This is a genomic window from Ruegeria sp. CDSB013 (assembly GCF_059611165.1).
Window position 1 is genome coordinate 1 of record NZ_JBXWPA010000010.1, and the last position, 20,506, is coordinate 20,506.

Genomic DNA, 20,506 nt, shown 5'->3' on the forward strand with positions numbered 1-20,506 from the left:
TCGACAACGCATATGGCGACAGAAACCTAATCTGCACATGCCCCCCAATGGACGCTTACGAAGAAGCCGCTGAGTAAGCGGGCTGAAATTCACGACCGACCCCCGAAATTATGGGGGTCGGCCATAAGAAATGGGCGGTGCCCCGAAGGGCAAAGCCAAAGACCATCAGGTGGAGGAACAATGAAACACTATGTCCTCAAAAATGCCCGTTCACGGCAAGCCTGCGTTGCCAGGCAAACACCCAACAGAAAACATCACGTCGATGTTGTCCTCTCTGGCGAGGACACCGAAGCATCTGCACAGATCGTCCTGGATTTCTTTGATGCCTTGAACAGGCTGGTCGAACATCATTCTTACATCATCAACATTCGCAGGTTGGCTAAAGATCCGGTCGAAGGGCCGCTGTACTGGTCTGGGCGAACGGCACTGTTTTGGGGGGATATCCACGAAAACTGGCGGTTGGATGACTCTGAGAAATCCTGGACCTCACAGGTTGTGAACCTGTCGTCGCGCACAATATTTGTCGGCAGCGCCGTTTTGCTGCTTGCTCAGATCGGGCGGGCAGAAAAAACAGTCGCCGCGGTGCACCCCAACTTCACGGCCGCAGCGCAGGAAATCGGACTGATCGAAGATGGATCGGGTATCCACATGGCCAATGATAACCGTTTGCACAGCGCATCGACCCGGTTGAGCGCATTACGGTTGTTGTCCAATTTCGTTTCGATCGATCACGGAGAGCACCTCGCAGACACTCTGCGCGGATACATCGGACTGTCCGAGCCTAAAAGGACCGCCAAGAGCCATATTGCAATCCGGCTTTTCCAACGGTCCGAGGCCGATCCACAAGTGCGCCGAGCCATCGAAACGATGAGTGATAATCTTGAGGACCCATTGCGGATCTCGGATCTGGCGCAATTGCTGGGTACGTCTACCCGACAGTTGCAGCGTCGGTTCCTGAACAGAACCGGCACAAAGCTTTTGACAACGTACAGAGAGCTGCGTCTGGAACGGGCTGACACGTTGCTTCGAACAACGGATCTGTCGCAGCGAGAGATTTCGGCAGCCACCGGGTTTTCGTCTGCCGTCGCTTTGGGTCGCGCCTTTCGCGCCCACTACAAGACATCCCCGGACGACATCCGAAATCAACGCTTTGCGGGACAGTTATCTGCCAGGTAGGACGGAAAGGACCGCGCCCTGGTAAACAGTCGGTTCGTCCCCCCGCATCAAGTCAAACACACTCGCTGACCCACGCATCGGGTGAGTTGCCGTCCCATCGGGCCGTCATTAGCGTGCGCACTGAAGCTGTTTTGGTTGGCTCAGTCTTGTAGATTGCAGGCGCGCTCATCGCTGGCAAATGACCGCCCGACCCCACCTTTTGAAGTTACGACAGGCGCAACTCCCTGCATTTGTCAGGGATAGGGGGCACAAACGTGAGGCGCCGTCCGGCTTTCGACCAGACGCGCCAGTTCATAGGCCGAAACGCGGGTTCCTATGCCTTTCAGATCGAACGGTCCCGCCGGGGTCATATCTATCCGGACCTGACGCGCTGTCGCTTCTGAGACAAGCACCTGACCGTCCTTAGCGATTTCACACAGGCGTGCCGCCAGATTGGGTGCAGGCCCAATTGCCGAGTAATCCAAACGACCCTCAAAACCAATCCGACCCAAAGTTGCTGCCCCCGTTGCGATCCCAATGCCGAGACCAAGACCGTGCTGAGCGATACCGGCCCTGTACGGCACCATCGCCTTTCGGACATTCACTTGCATTTTCTGGGCCAAATCAACGGCTCTCTGCGCAGCATCATCCAGCGGCACTGGCGCGCCGAACAAAACCATCAAACCGTCGCCGAGAAACCGTTCCAACGTTCCCCCGCAGGCTTCGACAAGCGGTCCACAAGTGCCATGAAATGCGTTGAGCGCCGCGACGACTTGATCCGCATTGGCAACGGTGGCGAAGGCCGTGAACCCGCGCAGATCGGCAAAAAGAACTGTGATCTCGGCCTTACGGGTCCTCAAGACATCCGCCTCATCCGTCGCGCCGACAATCATCGCCGCCACCTGAGACGGCAGGAAGCGTTTCAGACGATTGGTGCGCTCGATCTCTTCTATCTGGTTGGCGACCCGAGTTTCCAGCGCTGCATTCAAATCGGCCAGTTGGGCTTTTTGCACTTCGACTTGCCCGTAAAGCGCACCCAGTTTTTCGCTGGTCTGGTTCACGTGGTTTGCCAGCTCGCCCAGTTCGTCCCGATTGGGAACCGTAATCCGGTTGTCGAACCCACCCCGGGACAGCTTGCTGAGCACCGCATGGATACGTTCGATCGGCCACAACAGGGACGACGAAATCGAATATCCCAACAAAAGGGCAATCCCAATCGCCGCGATCGCCGCAGCCGTGATGCTTAGGCGTGAAGTCAAATATGCTTGTTCTGTAGTCCGCGCCAGTTCGCGCACTTCCTGTTCGACATTCTGCGCCACGGTATACGCCTCGCGCTGCATGGCTTGGAGCGGCTCGAACATGTGGTCGATACCGTGTTGCGCTGCGGCTAACAGATTGCCTTCGCGGTTCAGACGGCGCAGTTCAGTGATTGCCGGTAAAATGTCCTGAAGGTCAGATCGAAGGTTCGCAATCGCCTGCGCATCCGGCATTCCGGGCTGCCCGAAACTGCGAAAACCAAGGGCAAGGTTACGCTCTAGTGCTGCCGAAACGTGAAGTATCGAACGCGTAGAAGCTCCCAGAAATCCGTTCTGACGAGGAAAGTCTTTCAGGTTTTGCGGAACGAACAAGGACAGTAGATGTGTGTTCAGGTTCGAGATCGTCGTGTGGGTGTCATTAAAAAACGCAATACGCTCCTGATCGCGCATCATCGTCTCGGACCGCAGATTGGCCTGATGCAAAGCATATAGACCAAACAACACCAAACAGACCAGCAGACCGGTTATTCCTAGAAAAGCCACCAGCAGCTTGGCCCGAACCGAAAGAGCGACCTTGGCGACGCTGAGCGCAACCAAGGGCGGCCTGTCAGGGCCACCGTTGCGGTCGTGTGTCATGCTGCACCCCCCGCCGAAATACGCGGCAGAACTAGCGTCATTGTACATAAATATGCAAAAAAACGCTAGCAAATAGATCAAAATGTCTGTGCAAATTGCACTGCTCTAGCAGAGTTTGCGCTACTTTTTGGACGGGTTGTTTTCGGCGTAATCGCGCAGGCATTGGGTATCCGCGGCAACCGAGTGATTACGGTTGATTTTCACGCCCTCCGGCTTGAGCTGCGAAAACGCACGGCTCAGGCTTTCGGGCTTCATGCCCAAGCGTCCTACAATCAGCATCTTGTCATAAGGCGGCTCAACCTCACAGCCGTCGGCCACCATGTCGGACAGGTTCATCAAAAATTTGGCCACCTGCTGAGCGCCAGTCTGGGCCTTGAGTTATTCAAGCTGTGCGACCAGCGAATGCAGATGGGTAAAGGTCGAAGTCAGGATCGATACGCGAATCTCAGGGTCTTCGCACATCAGGGACAAAAAAACCGGGTTGGGAAGGTGCATCACTACACAGGCCAATATGGCTTCTACCCGTGTTAGCGCCATGCTCATCGTCATGACATTTCGCAACGCGATCACCGTTGCACAGTTTAGCTAGTGAGATCGGTACCCAGCGCGGCCCACCGCACTGCCTTAACGAAAGTCAGGCCCATGGCAGAGTAGCGTTATGGTAAAAAGGCCAGCCACATTCATGAATTCAAAAAAATGCCGTGGTATTGCCTTGAAATAAGGGGATTGATTGGCGACTGTTGCTGAAAATACCTATTGAATGGTGGTTTATGTGCCAAAAGTTCTGACTGAAATGAACGGCGCGCGCAAAAAAGGTGGTGAGTTGTAAATGGCAAACTATTCCTACATTGGATATGATCCCGACGTCATCACGGTGGGGTCGGGCCAGGTCATTTTGGACACCGATTTTGACCCGGCCACTGACCGGCACGTTTTCAATGTCGAGGATGCAGCAGGCGGTGACATTCTGTCACGCCCCGGGAATCCAACTCTGCCCGATACCGGCACTGTCTTTAACGGCGACTTCAACAGCAACGAAAGCGGCGATGACTTAACACAGACCGGTACGGTCACCAATCTGGACGGGTCCACAACATTTTTCAGTGGTGATATTTACCTTGAAGAATCCTATATTCTGACCGATCCGGACGGTGGCACCATCACCGTCTACCGGGTCGAGGTCGAGGGTGACCTGGCAGGCTATATTACGTCAGAGCCTTTGGAACCCGGCACTGCCTATTCGATGACGATTGTCAACGTCACGCCAGGCAATGCGCCTGATACAACCGACCCCACATCCATCGTTGACGTGCCCTGCTTTACGGCTGGCACACTGATCCGGACACCGGGTGGAGATATTGCGATCGAACGTCTGAGTGTAGGCGATTTGGTTGAGACGATGGACCGGGGTCCGCAGCGTATCCGCTGGATCGGTGCGCGTACGCTGACCAGTCAAGAGCTGTCGGAAAAGCCCAAACTGCGCCCGATCCGCATCGCCGCCGGTGCATTAGGCAGCGGACTGCCTCAGCGCGACTTACTTGTTTCCCCGCAACACCGGATGCTGGTGCGGTCCGCCATTGCAATCCGAATGTTCGAAACCAGCGAAATTCTCGTGGCCGCGCACGCGCTGGTTGGAATTTCCGGTATCTCGGTCGAGGAAAACGCTCAAACCGTCGAGTATTATCACATGCTGTTCGAACAGCATGAGATCGTCTTTGCCGAAAGCGCCCCATCGGAAAGTCTGTTTGCTGGTGCCGAGGCCCTCAGGACTGTGCCGGCTGCGGCACGGGCAGAAATGCTGGAACTGTTTCCCGCCTTGGCCACAGAGGATTTCGTACCGCCATCAGCGCGTCCGATCCCGGCCAAAGGCAGGCAGGTTCGGCATATGGTGCAACGCCACATCAAGAACAACCGATCATTGATCGAGTAATCGAGAATAATTGAAGAGCAACAGCGAACTTAATTGTGTTACGCAAAACAACCCCATAAGGGGCTGAAAAGCATCTTGTCCAATTGAACGGAAATGGCAGGTGGCGGAGACGAAGGGATTCGAACCCTCGAGACCCTTCCGGGCCTACTCCCTTAGCAGGGGAGCGCCTTCGACCACTCGGCCACGTCTCCGCTGGCCGGTATATCCTTGCATGTCGACCAGATACAAGACGATTTTGATCAAGCGCGATATTTTTCTGAAATCGAATGCGCCGGGGCTGCTGAGATGCATTTGCTTGACGAAAGTGCTGCCCCATCTGTTTCCTAGTGCGATTTGAAACTATGAAGAGCGTCACTACAACGTTAACCCGGTTCCTCAGCTTCAATTGCGGCCCGCATGAGGAACAGAGTCGCCGGATCTAGTTCGCTTTGGGCCATGATAGCCTCAAAGTTGGGGTTCAATGCGTTGGTGCCCCAAGGTCGTACAGCCAGGGCAATCCAGATCGCAACAGTGCTGTCATTGTCCAACTGATGCCTAAACACATCCAGGATCCGGGACCGCAACTCGGGATAGGTCGTTCCGCCATCGGCCAGACTGCGGATTAGGATGCGCTTTTCGGCGGCGGAGCGTTCAAGCCGCTGCAGCGACTTTTCGATTTCAAGGATTGCCCGATCCCCATCAACTGTGATTCCCGCCAGCCCCCAGTCGTATAGGTTGAGGTTTCCGCTGCGAAGCGCGCTTTGATAGCCAAGCCTTACGCGTTCTTTAGCCTTTGGATCCGACTGAAGACCCAACAATCGGATAAGTGCCGGTGCGTAGGCTAAACGATTGGGATTGCGAAGATCCTGCAATAATTGTGCGGTTGTCACAGCATCGGTCAGGTGGGTCAAAAGCCAATAGGGCGCGCGGTGGATTTCGATCAGCGCCGTGTTGCGCAACAGGCGATCTTCATGTGTGAGATAGGCACTGAAAAAGGCAACCTGCGCCGCGCGATCCGGCGCGCCACTGGCCCAGCCCTGCCCCTCGGCACGCAGTGTTTTAAGGAAGTGGGCCCTGTCCGGTGTCATCAGGAACCCTTTGGTCCAACCACTGGGCAGGCTGCGACCGGCCTTGTCCTGATACCCCGCCCCGTAGATCATCAAAACCGTTCTGCTCGGACTCGCACGAAAGGCGGATCGCGTAACGCTGTCGACCAGGAAAGGTATCTCGGGCAATCCCCCAACCTGTTCCGGTGTGCCTTTCAAAACCGTAACGGGGGAGAACTTGAAAGGGTTGTCTGGCGATGGTGCCGCCAGCACGATCACACGCGCCGAAAGAATCCGGTCCGCCAGAGAATATTCCGGAAGCTCAACGCAGACGCCGCATGCTTGGGCAGGGCGGGAATGGAAGCCCACGCAAAGCGCGAACACCGCAAACAATTGCAAGACGCGCCACATGGATCACGCTCCGTCTAATAGCACCCCAGCCTGAATGCGGGCTTTCGGGTTTCCTGACCATGTATCCGAAAACCGGGTTTTCAGCGAATGGTTTGCAATTTGCAGGCGGCACCGGGTGCACATAGCCGGTGGACTTACATCAGGTCGTTTTCCACATCCTCTGCTGAGATGCCCAGTGCATCCAATCCATTTTCAAGGTGATCCGACATATGCGGCGTACCGATCAGGTAGTCTGCGCAAGGGGTTGAAGCCTCGGACTTGGCGGTTGCGATAGCCTCAGGCAGATCTTCGGCGAAAAAGCTTTCACGCCCGACCCACATGACAGCCACCAGTTCGGCCTGTTCGTCCTCGCTCATCCGGTCAATGAAGGCGCGCAATTCGCCCTCGGCACGACCCAATTCGCGCCCCATCATTGCAACCTGAGCAATTTTCCTTGGCGAAATTTCCATCATGACCCAACTCCTCGTATTCGCGGTTTCAATAGTACCACAACCATGAGGAAGGGGCTGAGTCTTTGATCTTAAGCAAAGACCTAAGGGCTAAGGCTTGCGACTGCGGGATATCGGCTGATCGGGCACAGGGGCGGTTCGGAACGGGACAAACCGGGCCTTCTTGATCTTAAGTTTGATCGCCTGCCACACAATAAGGAAAAACGCACGCCGCGCACCGAAGGGGCGCCGCAGCAGCGACCACAGGATCGCCCGGTTGGTCAGCGGCGCGCGCGGCCCGGTCAGGGTGGCAATCAATCCACCCGCTTTTCGACCATAGTCAATCCAGACGCCGATACGCTCGGGGCGATGGTCGAACCGGAACTCATACGTCCCTTCGATCTTTTGAAACGGTGAGACATGCATCAGCTTGTCCGCAACGATGCGATCCGTCGGCTGGATCGGCGCAAACCCGGGATTGTTGCACAGATAGCTGTGGCGCGTGCCGTAAGTGTTCGTAACCTCTGCTACCACCGCATATAGTTGTTCATCGGCATCGAAACAGAACCAGAAGCTTACCGGATTGAAGACATGCCCCAGCACCCGTGGCTGCGTCAGCAACTCAATTCTTGCCGGTTGCGTAACACCCATTTCGTCGAATTTAGCTCGCAACCACGCCGCACCCTGCCCTTTGCCGGGTTCACCGCCGTGGTCACGGTCTCGCCAGTACATCGCATTGGCTCGGTTTATCGAAAACAAAAGCGGTGTGTCAGGCCGGGCTTCGGGGTCCAACAGGATGTAATCAATGGAATACCGAAACGCATTCTCGATCCCGCCTTTTCGACCGTGGTAAGTGTGGCCTGAAATATGGTCGATCCTGTTCATTCTCGTCTGCGTTCCAGTTTTCCTGTAAGCTGTTCAAGTGGCGCTGTTTTTTTTCATGTACATGTTTATCATACGAAACATGGTCCGGATTGGATTAAATTCGCATCACAATGTGATCCAGCTTGGGGCTTACCGCGTAATGTTGTTATGTTTACCGAGATCGATACCGCGACCTTGGATGAACCGGTGGCCAGCAGGCCTTCACAGAAACCGTGGCGCGCAAAAAAACGCATCAGGGGAAGACCGGTGAACCGAGCGCAAGACAGTTGTGACAAACGAGTTGAGTGGGTTGACCACGTCAGACGCATAAGGGACGCACAGGATCAGGCAGCGTTTGCTGAGTTGTTTCAGCACTTCGCGCCGCGGATCAAGGCGTTCCTGATCAAGTCGGGCTCAGATGCGGCCATGGCCGAAGAGTGCGCTCAAGAGGTGATGGTCACGCTGTGGCACAAGTCACATTTGTTCGACCCCACGCGGGCAACCGTGGCCACATGGGTGTTCACGATCGCGCGGAACAAGCGCATCGACGTCCTGCGCAAACAACGCCGCCCCGAGCCCGAAGAACTGGGATGGGGACCCGAGGCTGAACCGGAGCAGGACGACATACTCGTGCTGCAACAGGAAACCGCGCAGTTGCGCAACGCGATGACCGCGCTGCCAGAGGCGCAACGGCAACTGATCGAGAAAGCCTATTTTGGCGATCTGAGCCATCGAGAAATCGCTTCTCAGACTGGATTGCCACTGGGAACGATCAAATCACGGATACGGCTGGCGCTGGACCGCTTGCGCCATGCGATGAATTGAGATGACGGATATGAGCAATAAGATCAAACATCACCTGACAGACGACCTGCTGATGGCTTACGCCGCAGGCACTCTGCCCGAGGCTTTCGACCTGATGGTCGCGACACATCTTTCCCTGTGCAATCAATGTCGTGCGCAGGCCGAAAGCTTTGACGCCGTTGGCGGTTATGTCCTGGAAGAACAGGACGAGACCGTTGCGATGAACGACAAGGCACTTGCGGAAACGATGGCTTTGATCGCAAACGGTGCGCCGATTGCCAAACCCAGGCGACCCGGCTGCTCGGTTTTGCCAAGCCCGTTGCAGGATTACGTTGGCGGCGATGTGAACGACATCCGCTGGCGACCAATCGGCATGGGGGTCAAGCAGGCGATCCTGCCGACGAGCGGCGAAGCGACCGCCCGGTTGCTCTTCATTCCGGCGGGCACCGCAGTTCCCGACCACAGCCATAATGGCGTGGAGCTGACAATGGTTCTGCAGGGCGCGTTTTCTGATGAGGTCGACCGTTTTGCCCGTGGCGATGTGGAGATTGCAGATGAAGACCTGCACCATACGCCGACAGCCGACATTACCGAGGATTGCATCTGCCTGGCTGTCACTGACGCGCCGCTGAAATTCAACAAGCTGATGCCGCGTCTGTTCCAACCGTTCCTGAAGATCTGACGCAATCAGCGCTCATGTGGTACCCTGCCCTGCAAGCTGATTGTTGGAGGCATTTGAAATGATCCGGACTATGTTCTTCGTTCTTGCCCTTATGGGTTTCTCATCTGTCGCTTCTGCCCAGTTGGTCGCTGACGTGAAGTTCGAACCGGGCAATTTCGGGACAATGGTCAATGGTACCGTCACTGGAAACGAGTACTTCGACTACAAGTTGGGTGCAAAAGCCGGACAAGAGATGTTTGCCGACCTGAAGGTAAGCGACACAAATGGCTATGGCGTGATCTACTTCAACATCCTGCCGCCGGACAGTGATGGTTTCGCGATCTACAACGGCTCGACCGACGGGAATACCGCGCGCATCGAATTGCCTGAGGATGGAGACTACACAATCCGGGTCTACCTGATGGGCAATGACCGCGATTCGGACAAGACGGTCGGCTACAATCTGGATCTGTCAATCCAGTAATGCCTAGCCTTCGGACTGGCCCAGAGGCACAACGTTGGTCTGATCGTCAGGCGCCAGTTCCTCGAAATCGAAGTTATCCAACCGCTGTGCCCGGCGGCCAGCCTTTTCCGCGCTGATCTTGATTTCCGAGATATCCTTGGCCGCTTGCCCAAAATGGCGGTCCAGATTGCCGACCCGATCACCCAAACGCTCAACATCCTTGTGCAGCAAACCCAGTTCTTTGCGGATCGCCCCAGCTTGTTCCCGCATCCGCGCGTCTTTGAGGATCGCACGCATCGTGTTCAGTGTCGCCATGCAGGTGGTGGGCGAGACGATCCACACGCGTTTGGTGAAACTCTCCTGCACCAGTTCAGGAAATTTGGCATGAAGTTCGGCATAGACCGCCTCGGACGGTAGGAACATCAGTGCTCCATCTGCCGTTTCACCGTCCAGAATGTACTTCTCGGAAATATCTGTAATGTGCTTACGCACCGTGCTGCGGAACATCTGAACCGCCGCCTTCAACTCCATGTCATTGGTCGAACCAATCAACGCCTCATAGGCTTCCAACGGGAACTTGCTGTCGATGACAATCGGTCCCGGAGGGTTAGGCAGGTTGATCAGACAATCCGCCCGGCGCCCGTTCGACAGGGTTGCCTGCAGCTGGAAACTATCCGAAGGCAGCGCCTTAGAGACGATATCGTTCAACTGGATCTCTCCAAACGCACCGCGGGTCTGTTTGTTCGACAGGATATCCTGCAGAGACAATACATCGCCCGACAGTTTGGTAATATTGTCCTGCGCCTTGTCGATGGCGGCCAGACGCTCCTGCAACTGCGTCAGCGATGTAGCGGTTTGTTTGGATGATCCATGCAGCGATTCCTTCATCCGCTCCTGCATCTCGGCCAAAGCACGCGCCGATTTCATCGCGTTGTCCGCCAGTCGGTCATTCATCTGCTGCTGGACCGAGGACAGCCGGGATTCAACCGTCTGGATCACCTGCACCTGCGCATTGGCCTGCGTGTCCGAGACATGCTGCAAGCCACCGCGCAATTGTTCCTGCCCTTGCCCCAGCTGCTGCACATGCTGGCCAAGATGCGCCATTTGGCGGGACAAAGGTTCTGCCATACGGGCCGACCGGTTGGCTGCGCGCAGCGACAAAAACAGCAACAGCAGGATCAGCGTAACAACCCCACCCACGGTTAGGATCACGGGGTCGTTCAGCGCATATTGGGTTCCTGCAATCTCGATCATGTCGCCTCGGATGTTCTTGTTTTATTCTCCATAGCCCAACCAAGCCAATGGATCAACTGCGGCCGAACAATCGCTCGATATCGCTCAGCTTCAATTCCACGTAAGTTGGCCGCCCGTGGTTGCACTGACCGGAATGGGGCGTGGCCTCCATTTCCCGTAGTAAGGCGTTCATTTCTTCAGCCCGCATGCGACGACCCGACCGGACCGACCCATGACAGGCCACCCGGCTGAGGATCGCCTCGATCCGCGCTTGCACCATCTGGCTTTCGCCCTGATCGGCCAGTTCGTCGAGGATATCCAGGATCATCGCCCGCGCGTCCACCTCGCCTAGAATAGCCGGCGTTTCGCGCACGGCAACCGCACCGCCGCCAAAGGGTTCAATTGTCAGTCCCAGCTTTGCCAGGTCGTCCGCAACCTGCATCAATCGCGCGCAATCGCTGTCGGACAATTCAACAATTTCCGGGATCAGCAGTGCCTGCGCAGCGACGCCATTCTCTGCCGTCTGTTTTTTGAGCTTTTCATAAACCAGCCGCTCATGTGCCGCATGTTGATCAACGATCACCATGCCGTCTGCGGTTTGGGCGATGATGTAGTTCTCATGTACCTGCCCACGTGCCGCCCCCAAAGGCAGGTCTTCGACCGGTGTTTCTGGGACCGAAGCCGGTTCGACAATGCTGCCGCTGTAGTCCTGAGACAATTCGGCAAATCCCGGTGCCTGCGCCTGATACGCCACATTCCGTGTAGCTGGTGACGGGCGGTCCATCTGATAAACGCGCGCCGGTGCAGGCAGTACCGGTTCCGGACGCATAGCGCCCAAAGTCGCATTCGCCACCGTGGAGGAGGCCCTGTGTCCGGCCTCGGCCAGCGCGTGCCTCAGGGCCGAGACGATCAACCCGCGCGCGACGCCCGGATCGCGAAACCGGACCTCGGATTTTGCCGGGTGCACATTCACGTCAACCAGCGTCGGATCACAATCAATGAACAGGGCTGCAGCGGGATGGCGATCACGGCTGAGGAAATCGAAATAGGCCGCCCGCAGCGCGCCCGTCAGCATCTTGTCGCGCACAGGACGACCATTGACGAACAGATACTGCGCCACTGCCGCTCCGCGCGAATAGGTCGGCAGGGCGGCGTAACCGTACAACCGGATCCCCTCGCGGCTCGCATCAATCTGCAGCGCGTTTTCCGCAAATTCGCGCCCGATCACGCGGGCCAAACGGGCGTGAAGCGCGTCGAACAGATCCCCATTTTCGCGGTCGGCCCGAAACGTCACGCGCCCCTCGCCTCCGCCGGAAATATCGCGCAAGGTGAAGGTCACCGCAGGCTCAGCCATGGCCAGCCGTTTGACGGTGTCGTTGATCGCCTGCGCCTCGGCCCGGTCGGTGCGCATGAATTTCAATCGCGCAGGCGTTGCAAAAAAGAGATCGCACAGTTCAACCACTGTGCCAGCACGCAAGGCCGCAGGTTTCACCCTGTCCATCCGACCACCTGCCACGTGGATCGAGGCCGCCTCGCCTCCCGACACCCGGCTGGTGATGGTCAGGCGGCCGACCGCGCCCAGCGAAGGCAGGGCCTCACCCCGGAACCCGAAGGTGTGGATATTCAACAGATCGGACCCGTCGATTTTTGACGTCGCGTGGCGCGACAAGGCCAATGGCAGATCCTCAGCAGCAATCCCACAGCCATCATCGGTGACGCGAATCAGCGTCTTTCCCCCATCGGCAATGTCGATCGCGACGCGGGTTGCGCCTGCGTCGATGGCATTTTCCACCAATTCCTTGACCGCGGAAGCCGGACGTTCAACAACCTCGCCTGCCGCAATACGGTTGATTGCTGCGTCGTCAAGTTGCCGGATGACCGGTCGATTATCGCTGATATTGGGGTGTGCCTGCGCCATACCACCAGACCTAGCACATTCGCGCGCGATTCTGCCACAGCTTTGGCTTGATTTAATGTGAGGAGGGGGCGTTCGAACAATCGCACAGTGCCAGCCTAGACTTGCGGCCAGTCTGGGCGCGATTGCTCGAACGATCCGGAGTGAGTGGTGGTCATCCAATAATCAATGGGCCAACTCATACCACGAATAAAGTTTCACGATGCGAAGACTCTCTGGGCCCCAATTCAGGTGGCGAAGTTTGGCCGATGCGGTGCAGAGCCTGACGGCGGGAAAATGCCGGGTCAAGCGGTTCCGGGTGCACCCGCCCGTGTCCGGCACGGCCCCCACAAAGCCGTAAACGCAAGGATCAAACCGGACATTGTTGCGATCATGCCCGCTGCACTGACCGCGTCTGCCGCCCCCAGCCAGAGCGGGCCATACCCAGCCAGCACGTACCCGGAGACTGCCGACAGGATGGCAAAGATGATGCTCCATGCGATCTGGGTTTCCAGCCGGTTGGTCATCATGCGCGCCGCTGCGGGTGGGCAAATGAACATGGCAATCACAATGATCGAACCCACGGCGTCAAATGCCGCCACGGCGGCAATAGCTGCCGTGATCACAAGGGCCATGCCAAGAACTCCGGTCCGGACACCAATGGTGCGCGCGAACCCTTCGTCGAAGGTGGAAATCTTCAGCGGCCGCCAGAACAGCCATACAAAGACAGATACCCCCAGCAAAGTCAGCGCAATCCGAGGCAATTCCGGCGGCAACCCCGCCAGCGCCACGGGATCCAACACCGAAGACCAGCCCACCGCGTCCAACCAGATCAGGCTTTCCAGATTGCCATAAAGCGCATGTTCAACATCCAAGTGTACGGTCGAAGTATCGGTTTGTTCGAGCAGCAGCACACCGGCTGCAAACATCGTGGTGAAAACCACCCCCATCGCGGCACCCGCCTCGATCTGCCCCAGCCGCCTGACAGCTTCGATCAGAACCACAGCCACCACTGCCGCGCCCGCGGCGCCCAGCATCATTGGCCAGGTCGAAATCGTTCCGGTCAGCAGAAAGGCCACGACAATACCCGGCAGCACCACATGGCTGATCGCATCCCCGATCAAGGCCTGTTTGCGCAAGACCAGGAAGTTCCCGGGCAAAGCGCAAGCGATGGCGGCAAACGTGCCGATCAGCAAGGGTGTCAAAGACAGGGGTACAAATTCTTCACCGCTCATGCCGGAACCTCCTGCGGGCCGCCGATCTGGCGGTCGATCTCGGCGATCTGATCTTGGGTCAGGACGGTTTCGATGTCCCGCAACCCGTCATAGAGCGCAGCCGTTGCCTCATGCATCTGATCAGCCCTGACGATTTCCCAGCGCCTTTCATCGCGCAACGCCTTGGCCGCGCGCGCCTTGCCTGTTTCGGTGGCCACGCCATCCGCCCGCGCCAAACCGGCACGCCGCAAGAGACGCAAGGTCAGTGGCTCATAGATCTTTTGCCCTTGCGCCAGTGCCAGCAGACCCTGCCGAATATGAACCCGGCGCTGGAACCGCAGGTGCCGCAGAACCGCTGCCAGAACTCCTCGGACAGGCGCAAGTAACAGGGACAGTGCGAAAAAGCCAAAGCTGACCAGTACAATGATCGGGCCGGTGGGCAGATTGGGGGCCGAGGCTGACATCACCGCACCCAGATAGCCCGCCAACCCTCCGGCCAGTCCAGCCAGCAGCACCACGCGGTCCGAACGGTCCGTCCAGAAACGCGCCGTGACAGGTGGGATAATCAGCAGCGCCACAATCAGGATCAGCCCGACAATTTTCAGGCCCACCACAGTAACTGCCATGACCAGCCCCATCATCGCCAGATCAATCCGGTGCACCGGCAGGCCCCGGGCAGCAGCGTATTCAGGGTCGAAGGCGACCATGGTCATAGGTCGGCGAATGATCATGACCAGCAACAGCGTCGCTGCCCCACCGATTGCGATGACCAGCGCATCCGCCCACAACATCCCTGCGGTTGAGCCCAGCAGGAACCCTTCCAGCCCGGCCTGACGACCGACGCCCATGGTCTGGATCACGGTCAGCAGAACGATGCCGAGACCGAAAAACACCGACAGGATGGCACCAATGGCGGCATCCTCGGCCAGTCGTGTGTGGCGTGTCAGCCAATTCATGCAAAGCAAACCGACCCAGGCCGACACGGCCGATCCGGCCAGCAAACCGATCAGGTTGCGCCCATCGCCGCCAAGGGCGACCAAAACCATGAACCCAAGGCAGACGCCGGGCAAAGTCGCGTGGCTGATGGCGTCGCTGACCAGCGCGCGTTTGCGCAAGAACAGGAACGTCCCGGTCACACCAGCGGATATACCCAATAAGGTCGCACCAATCGCGACCAGCGTGGCGTTATAGCCCAGCTGCAGGGTCAGAGCATCCCAAAGCATGATTTACCCCAATGCGCGCGAAATCTGGTCGATCTGGGCTGTGGCCAAACGGCCGCCATACGCCGATTGCAGGGTTTCGGCGGTAAAGGCCTCGGCCACAGTTCCCTCAGCCACTTTGCGGGTATTGATCAGGAATACATGGTCGAAATAATCAGTCACCGTAGCCAGATCGTGATGTACGACGACAACGGTCTTGCCAGCCTCTTTCAGCGACTTCAACACTGCGATTATTGCTTTTTCCGTCGCGGCATCGACACCGGCAAAGGGCTCATCCAGCAGATAAAGATCGGCATCCTGCGCCAGAGCACGGGCAAGGAAAACGCGCTGCTGCTGGCCGCCTGAAAGTTGACCAATCTGGCGGTCGGCAAAATCGCGCATCCCGACCCGGTTAAGGCAGTCCATGGCCCGGGACATATGACGAGCACGGACGCGGCCCAACAACCCCAGCTCGCGGGACAGGCCCATCAACACAACGTCAATCACACGCGTCGGGAAATCCCAATCGACGCTGGCGCGTTGTGGTACATACGCGATCTTGGCGCGCTGTTTCTCAAGCGGTTCACCAAAAACCGAAACCTGCCCGGACAGGGGTGAGACAATACCCAGCGCCGCCTTCAGAAGCGTAGACTTCCCCGCCCCGTTTGGTCCGATGATCGCCGTCATCGCGCCGGGCTGCACGGTCATATCCACCGAAAACACGGCGGGTTTCTGACCGTAAGAAACAGTCAGACCGCGAATGACCAGAGGGCAGTCCTTTGTAGTTTTCTCAGCAACCGAAGCACCCTGATGCGCAGCCAGCGACAGCATCGTTCAGGACCCCGCCGACAATTTGCCGTTCATGCCATGCTCGGGCACGTCTGCGCCCAACGCCCCGGCAATCACAGAGATGTTGTGGTCCAGCATCCCGATATACGTACCCTCGTACGTGCCCGGTTCACCCATCGCGTCGGAATACAGCTCTCCGCCGATGCCAACATCATGGCCTTTGGCCGCGGCCCCTTCGATCAGCGCGCGCATGGACCGATCAGAAACCGAGCTTTCGACGAACACCGCCGTCAGCTGCTGATCTACCAAGGTATCGACCAGTTCGCCGATCCTGTTCAAACCGGCCTCGGACTGGGTCGAGATGCCTTGAATGCCAAGCACCTCATAGCCGTATGCCTCACCGAAATAGCCAAAGGCGTCATGCGCCGTTACAAGCACACGGTTGTTTTCCGGCACGTCGGCCAGCACTTGTTTGCCGTAGGCTTCCAACTGATCAATCTCGGCCAGATGTGTCTGCGCGTTCGCGGCGAAAAAATCAGCAGCTTCAGGGCGCGCGTCTGTCAGGGCTTTTTGAACTTCGACCACCACATCGCGCCAGACGGCCGGGCTCATCCATACATGCGGGTCATACTTGTCGGCATAATCGTCATGTGCGCGCAGCTTGGACTTATCGACACCCTCGGCAACAGCCACGACCGGGCGTTTGCGCCCAAGATCATGGAAAAAGTTTTCCATCTGCGCTTCAAGGTAAAGACCGTGCCACAGGATCAAATCCGCCCGGGTCATAGCCACGATATCGCTGCGGGTCTGACGATAAGCATGCGGGTCGACGCCCGGGCCCATCAGGCCTTTGACCTCAACCTGTTCCCCACCAATCTGACGCGCCGCATCAGCGATCATGCCTGTGGTTGCAACCACTTTCAGCGGTGCCTCGGCCCAGGCTGTGACCGGCAAAGCGGCGGCAAAAGCCAAAGCCGCAAGAAAACTACGACGAATCATTTCTGACCCCATTTAGGTATCCTCTTGAGAATGAATATGCGAACCATTCGCAACTAAGTCAACGTCATTGCGAATTATTCGCAAGAAAACATTAAATTTGTCCATTTGGTCAAAAAAATTGCACGCGCAAGGCCGCTATGCCTTCCAATTAGCGCCAAGCCGTGCGATTTTGGCGCAAACCTCCCAAAGGATGTGAAGATGGAAACGCAGAGCTCAGAAAGCCCCGTGCGCACCGCGCATCTGCCGCAAGTGACCGAGCCTAGAAACCCTGGAATGGAATTGGATCTGGACTGGGTACGCGCCGTGCAGGTCAATACTTCGGCCATTGAACGCCGCGCCGCGACCCTGCCCGGTCGTCGGTCTGTCAAAAAAGAGTATCAGGCCGCGTGGCTGTTGAAGGCGGTCACGATGATCGACCTGACCACCCTGTCGGGTGACGATACGGTCGGACGTGTGCGCCGTCTGTGTGCCAAGGCACGGCAACCCGTTGCACCTTCGGTTCTGAAAGCGCTGGATATGCCGCCGATCACAACCGGGGCCGTTTGCGTCTATCACGACATGATCGAAACCGCCGTGGACGCTCTGCATGGCACTGGCATCCCTGTTGCTGCGGTTTCCACCGGCTTCCCGGCAGGTTTGTCGCCATTCCATCTGCGCGTGGCCGAGATCGAAGAAAGCGTGAAGGCCGGTGCCGAGGAAATCGACATCGTGATTTCACGCCGTCACGTCCTGTCTGGCGACTGGCAAGCTTTGTATGACGAGATGAAGGCCTTCCGTGTGGCTTGCGGCGATGCGCATGTCAAAGCCATCCTCGCCACCGGAGAGCTGGGCAGCCTGCGCAACGTCGCGCGTGCTTCACTGGTTTGCATGATGGCGGGTGCTGATTTCATCAAGACTTCGACCGGTAAGGAAAGCGTCAACGCGACCCTACCCGTTTCGCTGGTGATGATCCGCGCGATCCGCGACTACTATGACCGGACCGGGTATCGTGTTGGTTACAAACCAGCAGGTGGGATCTCCAAAGCCAAGGACGCATTGGTGTACCTGTCGCTAATCAAAGACGAGTTGGGTGATCGTTGGCTGGAACCTGACTTGTTCCGCTTTGGCGCGTCATCGCTGCTGGGCGATATCGAACGGCAATTGGAACATTATGTAACGGGCGCATATTCCGCCGGTTACCGTCACTCTATGGGCTGAGGACAAGAACAATGACAGTCAAAGAGATTTTCGAAACCATGGACTATGGCCCCGCCCCCGAAAGCGCGGCTGAAGCGCTGGCCTGGCTGGTCGATCAGGGCGACAAGTTCGGTCACTACATCGACGGTGCCTTTACCAAGCCGGGTAAGGGGTTTGAGAGCCGCAACCCAGCGACCGGAGAGGTTCTGGCCAAGCTGACACAGGCGAAACAAGCCGATGTGGATGCCGCCGTGGCTGCCGCACGCAAGGCGCAGCCGAAATGGGAGAAGCTGGGCGGCGCAGGCCGCGCTAGGTACCTCTATGCCATCGCGCGCCTGTTGCAGAAGCATTCGCGTCTGTTTGCCGTGTTGGAAAGCCTCGACAACGGCAAACCGATCCGGGAGTCACGTGATATCGACATCCCGCTGGCGCAGCGGCATTTTTACTATCACGCGGGCATGGCGCAGTTGATGGAAAGCGAATTGCCGGATTCTGAGGCGCTAGGCGTCTGCGGGCAGATCATTCCGTGGAACTTCCCGCTGCTGATGCTGTCGTGGAAGATTGCCCCGGCCCTGGCCATGGGCAACACGGTGGTTTTGAAACCTGCCGAGTACACCTCGCTGACCGCACTTCTGTTTGCTGACATTTGCACACAGGCCGGGCTGCCCAAAGGCGTAGTCAACATCGTCACTGGTGACGGCGCCGTGGGCGAGATGATCGTGAACTCGGACGTGGACAAGATCGCCTTTACCGGCTCGACAGTTGTGGGCCGCCGTATCCGTGAAGCGACTGCAGGGTCGGGCAAGGAACTGACATTGGAGCTGGGCGGCAAGTCGGCCTACGTCGTCTTTGATGATGCCGATATCGACAGTGCTATCGAAGGTCTGGTCGACGCGATCTGGTTCAATCAGGGGCAGGTTTGCTGTGCGGGCTCGCGCCTGTTGGTACAGGAAGGCATCGCTGATCGCTTTCACGACAAGCTGCGCGCACGGATGGACAAGCTGCGCATCGGCGATCCGCTAGATAAATGCATTGATGTGGGCGCGGTTGTAGACCCGGTCCAACTGCAAACCATCAAAAGCATGGTCGAGAGCAACACCGCTGGTCACGTGCACCAAGCCGCGTGCGATCTGCCTGCGAACGGATGTTATTACCCACCCACGCTGATCTCGGGCCTCGAAACTTCCGACCCGCTGATGCAGGAAGAAATCTTTGGCCCGGTGCTGGTGTCCTCGACCTTCCGCACGCCGGAAGAGGCGGTCGAGCTGGCCAACAACACCCGTTACGGGTTGGCTGCGACCGTGTGGACCGAGAATGTAAACCTTGCACTGGATATCGCGCCCAAGCTGGTTGCGGGCGTGGTCTGGGTGAACGCCACCAATCTGTTTGATGCGGCCGCTGGCTTTGGCGGTGTGCGCGAGAGCGGCTTTGGTCGCGAAGGCGGTTGGGAAGGGCTGACGGCCTATACCAGGCTCAAGGGCAAAGCTAAGCCATTGGCAAAGGTCGATGCGACCACCGGCGAAGGTGCCCCAGTTGACCCAATCGACCGCACCGCGAAGATGTATATTGGCGGCAAGCAGGCGCGGCCTGACAGCGGCTATTCGAAACCTGTCTGGGGCAAGTCAGGTCTATTGGGCCAAGTGGGTCTTGGTAATCGCAAGGATGTGCGCAACGCGGTTGAGGCCGCGGCAGGTGCCAAAGGTTGGTCCAAGACCACCGGCCACCTGCGCGCGCAGATCCTTTATTACATTGGTGAAAACCTTTCAGCCCGTGCCGATGAATTCGCCGCGCGTATCGACGCCATGACCGGAAAGAAGGACGGCGCGAAAGAGGTCGAAGCTTCAATCCAGCGCCTGTTCACCGCCGCCGCCTGGGCCGACAAATATGACGGTCAGGTGCACGGCGTTCCGATCCGTGGCGTGGCGATTGCCATGAAGGAATCCGTGGGTGTCATCGGCGCGCTTTGTGCGGATGAGACGCCTCTGTTGGGTCTGGTCTCGGCCATGGCCCCGGCGATTGCGATGGGGAACCGGACAGTTCTGGTGGCCTCAGAGCCCTACCCTCTGGCAGCGACTGATTTCTACCAGATCCTTGAGACGTCTGACGTTCCCGCTGGCGTGGTCAACATCCTGACCGGCAGCCACGCGGAACTGGCGAAACCACTAGCATCGCACCTGAACGTCGATGCTGTCTGGTCGTTCTCGTCAACTGACCTGTCGAAAGAGATCGAGGTCGTCTCGGCCGGGAATCTGAAACGGACCTGGGTGAATAACGCGACGGCAATCGATTGGGGCGTGGACCATTCCCGCCGCTTCCTGCAGGCTGCGACCGAAGTCAAAAACATCTGGGTGCCCTACGGCGAGTAGGGC

Annotated in this window: 19 protein-coding genes and 1 tRNA gene; 7 read left to right on the top strand and 13 right to left on the bottom strand. The window is 57.7% G+C overall.

The features are described from left to right. Positions 1-180: 180 nt before the first annotated feature. The gene (locus AC2FJF_RS16315) at positions 181-1,176 is read left to right on the top strand and encodes a helix-turn-helix domain-containing protein (RefSeq protein WP_496726321.1); all 996 of its coding nucleotides are present in this window, start codon (positions 181-183) and stop codon (positions 1,174-1,176) included. A 233-nt stretch (positions 1,177-1,409) separates the two neighbouring features. Here the strand turns inward: AC2FJF_RS16315 and AC2FJF_RS16320 are convergent, their stop codons facing one another. The 3 genes from AC2FJF_RS16320 to AC2FJF_RS16330 form a co-directional block, all read right to left on the bottom strand. Further along, positions 1,410-3,047, bottom strand: a complete 1,638-nt coding sequence (locus tag AC2FJF_RS16320) for an adenylate/guanylate cyclase domain-containing protein (protein WP_496726322.1) — start codon at positions 3,045-3,047, stop codon at positions 1,410-1,412. 120 nt (positions 3,048-3,167) lie between these two features. Further along, the gene (locus tag AC2FJF_RS16325; protein ID WP_496726323.1) at positions 3,168-3,398 is read right to left on the bottom strand and encodes a hypothetical protein; all 231 of its coding nucleotides are present in this window, start codon (positions 3,396-3,398) and stop codon (positions 3,168-3,170) included. Between the two features lie 27 nt (positions 3,399-3,425). Beyond that, complete coding sequence (locus AC2FJF_RS16330; protein ID WP_496726324.1) at positions 3,426-3,590, bottom strand: hypothetical protein; 165 nt, start codon at positions 3,588-3,590, stop codon at positions 3,426-3,428. Positions 3,591-3,876: 286 nt separating this feature from the next. On the opposite strand from AC2FJF_RS16330, the gene AC2FJF_RS16335 reads away from it, so the two are divergent. Continuing rightward, positions 3,877-4,977: a Hint domain-containing protein gene (locus AC2FJF_RS16335; RefSeq protein ID WP_496726325.1), complete on the top strand. Its 1,101-nt coding sequence runs from the start codon at positions 3,877-3,879 to the stop codon at positions 4,975-4,977. 101 nt (positions 4,978-5,078) lie between these two features. Here the strand turns inward: AC2FJF_RS16335 and AC2FJF_RS16340 are convergent. From AC2FJF_RS16340 to AC2FJF_RS16355, 4 genes are all read right to left on the bottom strand, one after another. After that, positions 5,079-5,168, bottom strand: a tRNA-Ser gene (locus tag AC2FJF_RS16340). 171 nt (positions 5,169-5,339) lie between these two features. Beyond that, positions 5,340-6,413, bottom strand: a complete 1,074-nt coding sequence (locus tag AC2FJF_RS16345) for a hypothetical protein (protein WP_496726326.1) — start codon at positions 6,411-6,413, stop codon at positions 5,340-5,342. Between the two features lie 134 nt (positions 6,414-6,547). Continuing rightward, a complete protein-coding gene (locus AC2FJF_RS16350) occupies positions 6,548-6,865 on the bottom strand; it encodes a DUF3775 domain-containing protein (protein ID WP_108860111.1) in 318 nt (105 codons plus the stop codon). A gap of 87 nt (positions 6,866-6,952) precedes the next feature. Next, positions 6,953-7,726, bottom strand: coding sequence for a DUF1365 domain-containing protein (locus AC2FJF_RS16355; protein ID WP_496726327.1), 774 nt, complete (start codon positions 7,724-7,726; stop codon positions 6,953-6,955). 147 nt (positions 7,727-7,873) lie between these two features. On the opposite strand from AC2FJF_RS16355, the gene AC2FJF_RS16360 reads away from it, so the two are divergent. The 3 genes from AC2FJF_RS16360 to AC2FJF_RS16370 are packed head-to-tail and all read left to right on the top strand — an operon-like array spanning position 7,874 to position 9,654. Beyond that, the gene (locus tag AC2FJF_RS16360; protein WP_496726328.1) at positions 7,874-8,530 is read left to right on the top strand and encodes a sigma-70 family RNA polymerase sigma factor; all 657 of its coding nucleotides are present in this window, start codon (positions 7,874-7,876) and stop codon (positions 8,528-8,530) included. A gap of 10 nt (positions 8,531-8,540) precedes the next feature. Further along, positions 8,541-9,191 carry a ChrR family anti-sigma-E factor gene (locus tag AC2FJF_RS16365; RefSeq protein ID WP_496726329.1) on the top strand — a complete coding sequence of 217 codons (651 nt, stop codon included), beginning with the start codon at positions 8,541-8,543 and terminating at the stop codon, positions 9,189-9,191. Positions 9,192-9,249: 58 nt separating this feature from the next. Continuing rightward, positions 9,250-9,654, top strand: coding sequence for a hypothetical protein (locus AC2FJF_RS16370; RefSeq protein WP_496726330.1), 405 nt, complete (start codon positions 9,250-9,252; stop codon positions 9,652-9,654). 3 nt (positions 9,655-9,657) lie between these two features. Here the strand turns inward: AC2FJF_RS16370 and AC2FJF_RS16375 are convergent, their stop codons facing one another. The 6 genes from AC2FJF_RS16375 to AC2FJF_RS16400 form a co-directional block, all read right to left on the bottom strand. Then, positions 9,658-10,887 carry a DNA recombination protein RmuC gene (locus tag AC2FJF_RS16375; protein ID WP_282170229.1) on the bottom strand — a complete coding sequence of 410 codons (1,230 nt, stop codon included), beginning with the start codon at positions 10,885-10,887 and terminating at the stop codon, positions 9,658-9,660. 52 nt (positions 10,888-10,939) lie between these two features. Then, positions 10,940-12,784 carry a DNA mismatch repair endonuclease MutL gene (gene mutL, locus AC2FJF_RS16380; RefSeq protein WP_496726331.1) on the bottom strand — a complete coding sequence of 615 codons (1,845 nt, stop codon included), beginning with the start codon at positions 12,782-12,784 and terminating at the stop codon, positions 10,940-10,942. 281 nt (positions 12,785-13,065) lie between these two features. After that, positions 13,066-13,995 carry a metal ABC transporter permease gene (locus AC2FJF_RS16385; protein ID WP_496726332.1) on the bottom strand — a complete coding sequence of 310 codons (930 nt, stop codon included), beginning with the start codon at positions 13,993-13,995 and terminating at the stop codon, positions 13,066-13,068. Next, positions 13,992-15,197 carry a metal ABC transporter permease gene (locus tag AC2FJF_RS16390; RefSeq protein WP_496726333.1) on the bottom strand — a complete coding sequence of 402 codons (1,206 nt, stop codon included), beginning with the start codon at positions 15,195-15,197 and terminating at the stop codon, positions 13,992-13,994. The genes AC2FJF_RS16385 and AC2FJF_RS16390 overlap by 4 nt, the downstream gene beginning before the upstream one ends. Before the next feature lie 3 nt (positions 15,198-15,200). After that, the gene (locus tag AC2FJF_RS16395; protein WP_496726334.1) at positions 15,201-16,004 is read right to left on the bottom strand and encodes a metal ABC transporter ATP-binding protein; all 804 of its coding nucleotides are present in this window, start codon (positions 16,002-16,004) and stop codon (positions 15,201-15,203) included. Between the two features lie 3 nt (positions 16,005-16,007). Next, entirely contained in the window at positions 16,008-16,961 is a 954-nt protein-coding gene (locus tag AC2FJF_RS16400) for a metal ABC transporter solute-binding protein, Zn/Mn family (protein WP_496726483.1), read from the bottom strand. 198 nt (positions 16,962-17,159) lie between these two features. Between AC2FJF_RS16400 and deoC the strand changes: the two genes are divergently transcribed. After that, entirely contained in the window at positions 17,160-18,158 is a 999-nt protein-coding gene (gene deoC / locus AC2FJF_RS16405; protein ID WP_496726335.1) for a deoxyribose-phosphate aldolase, read from the top strand. 11 nt (positions 18,159-18,169) lie between these two features. Then, positions 18,170-20,503 carry an aldehyde dehydrogenase family protein gene (locus AC2FJF_RS16410; RefSeq protein ID WP_496726336.1) on the top strand — a complete coding sequence of 778 codons (2,334 nt, stop codon included), beginning with the start codon at positions 18,170-18,172 and terminating at the stop codon, positions 20,501-20,503. The last annotated feature ends 3 nt before the right edge of the window (positions 20,504-20,506 follow it).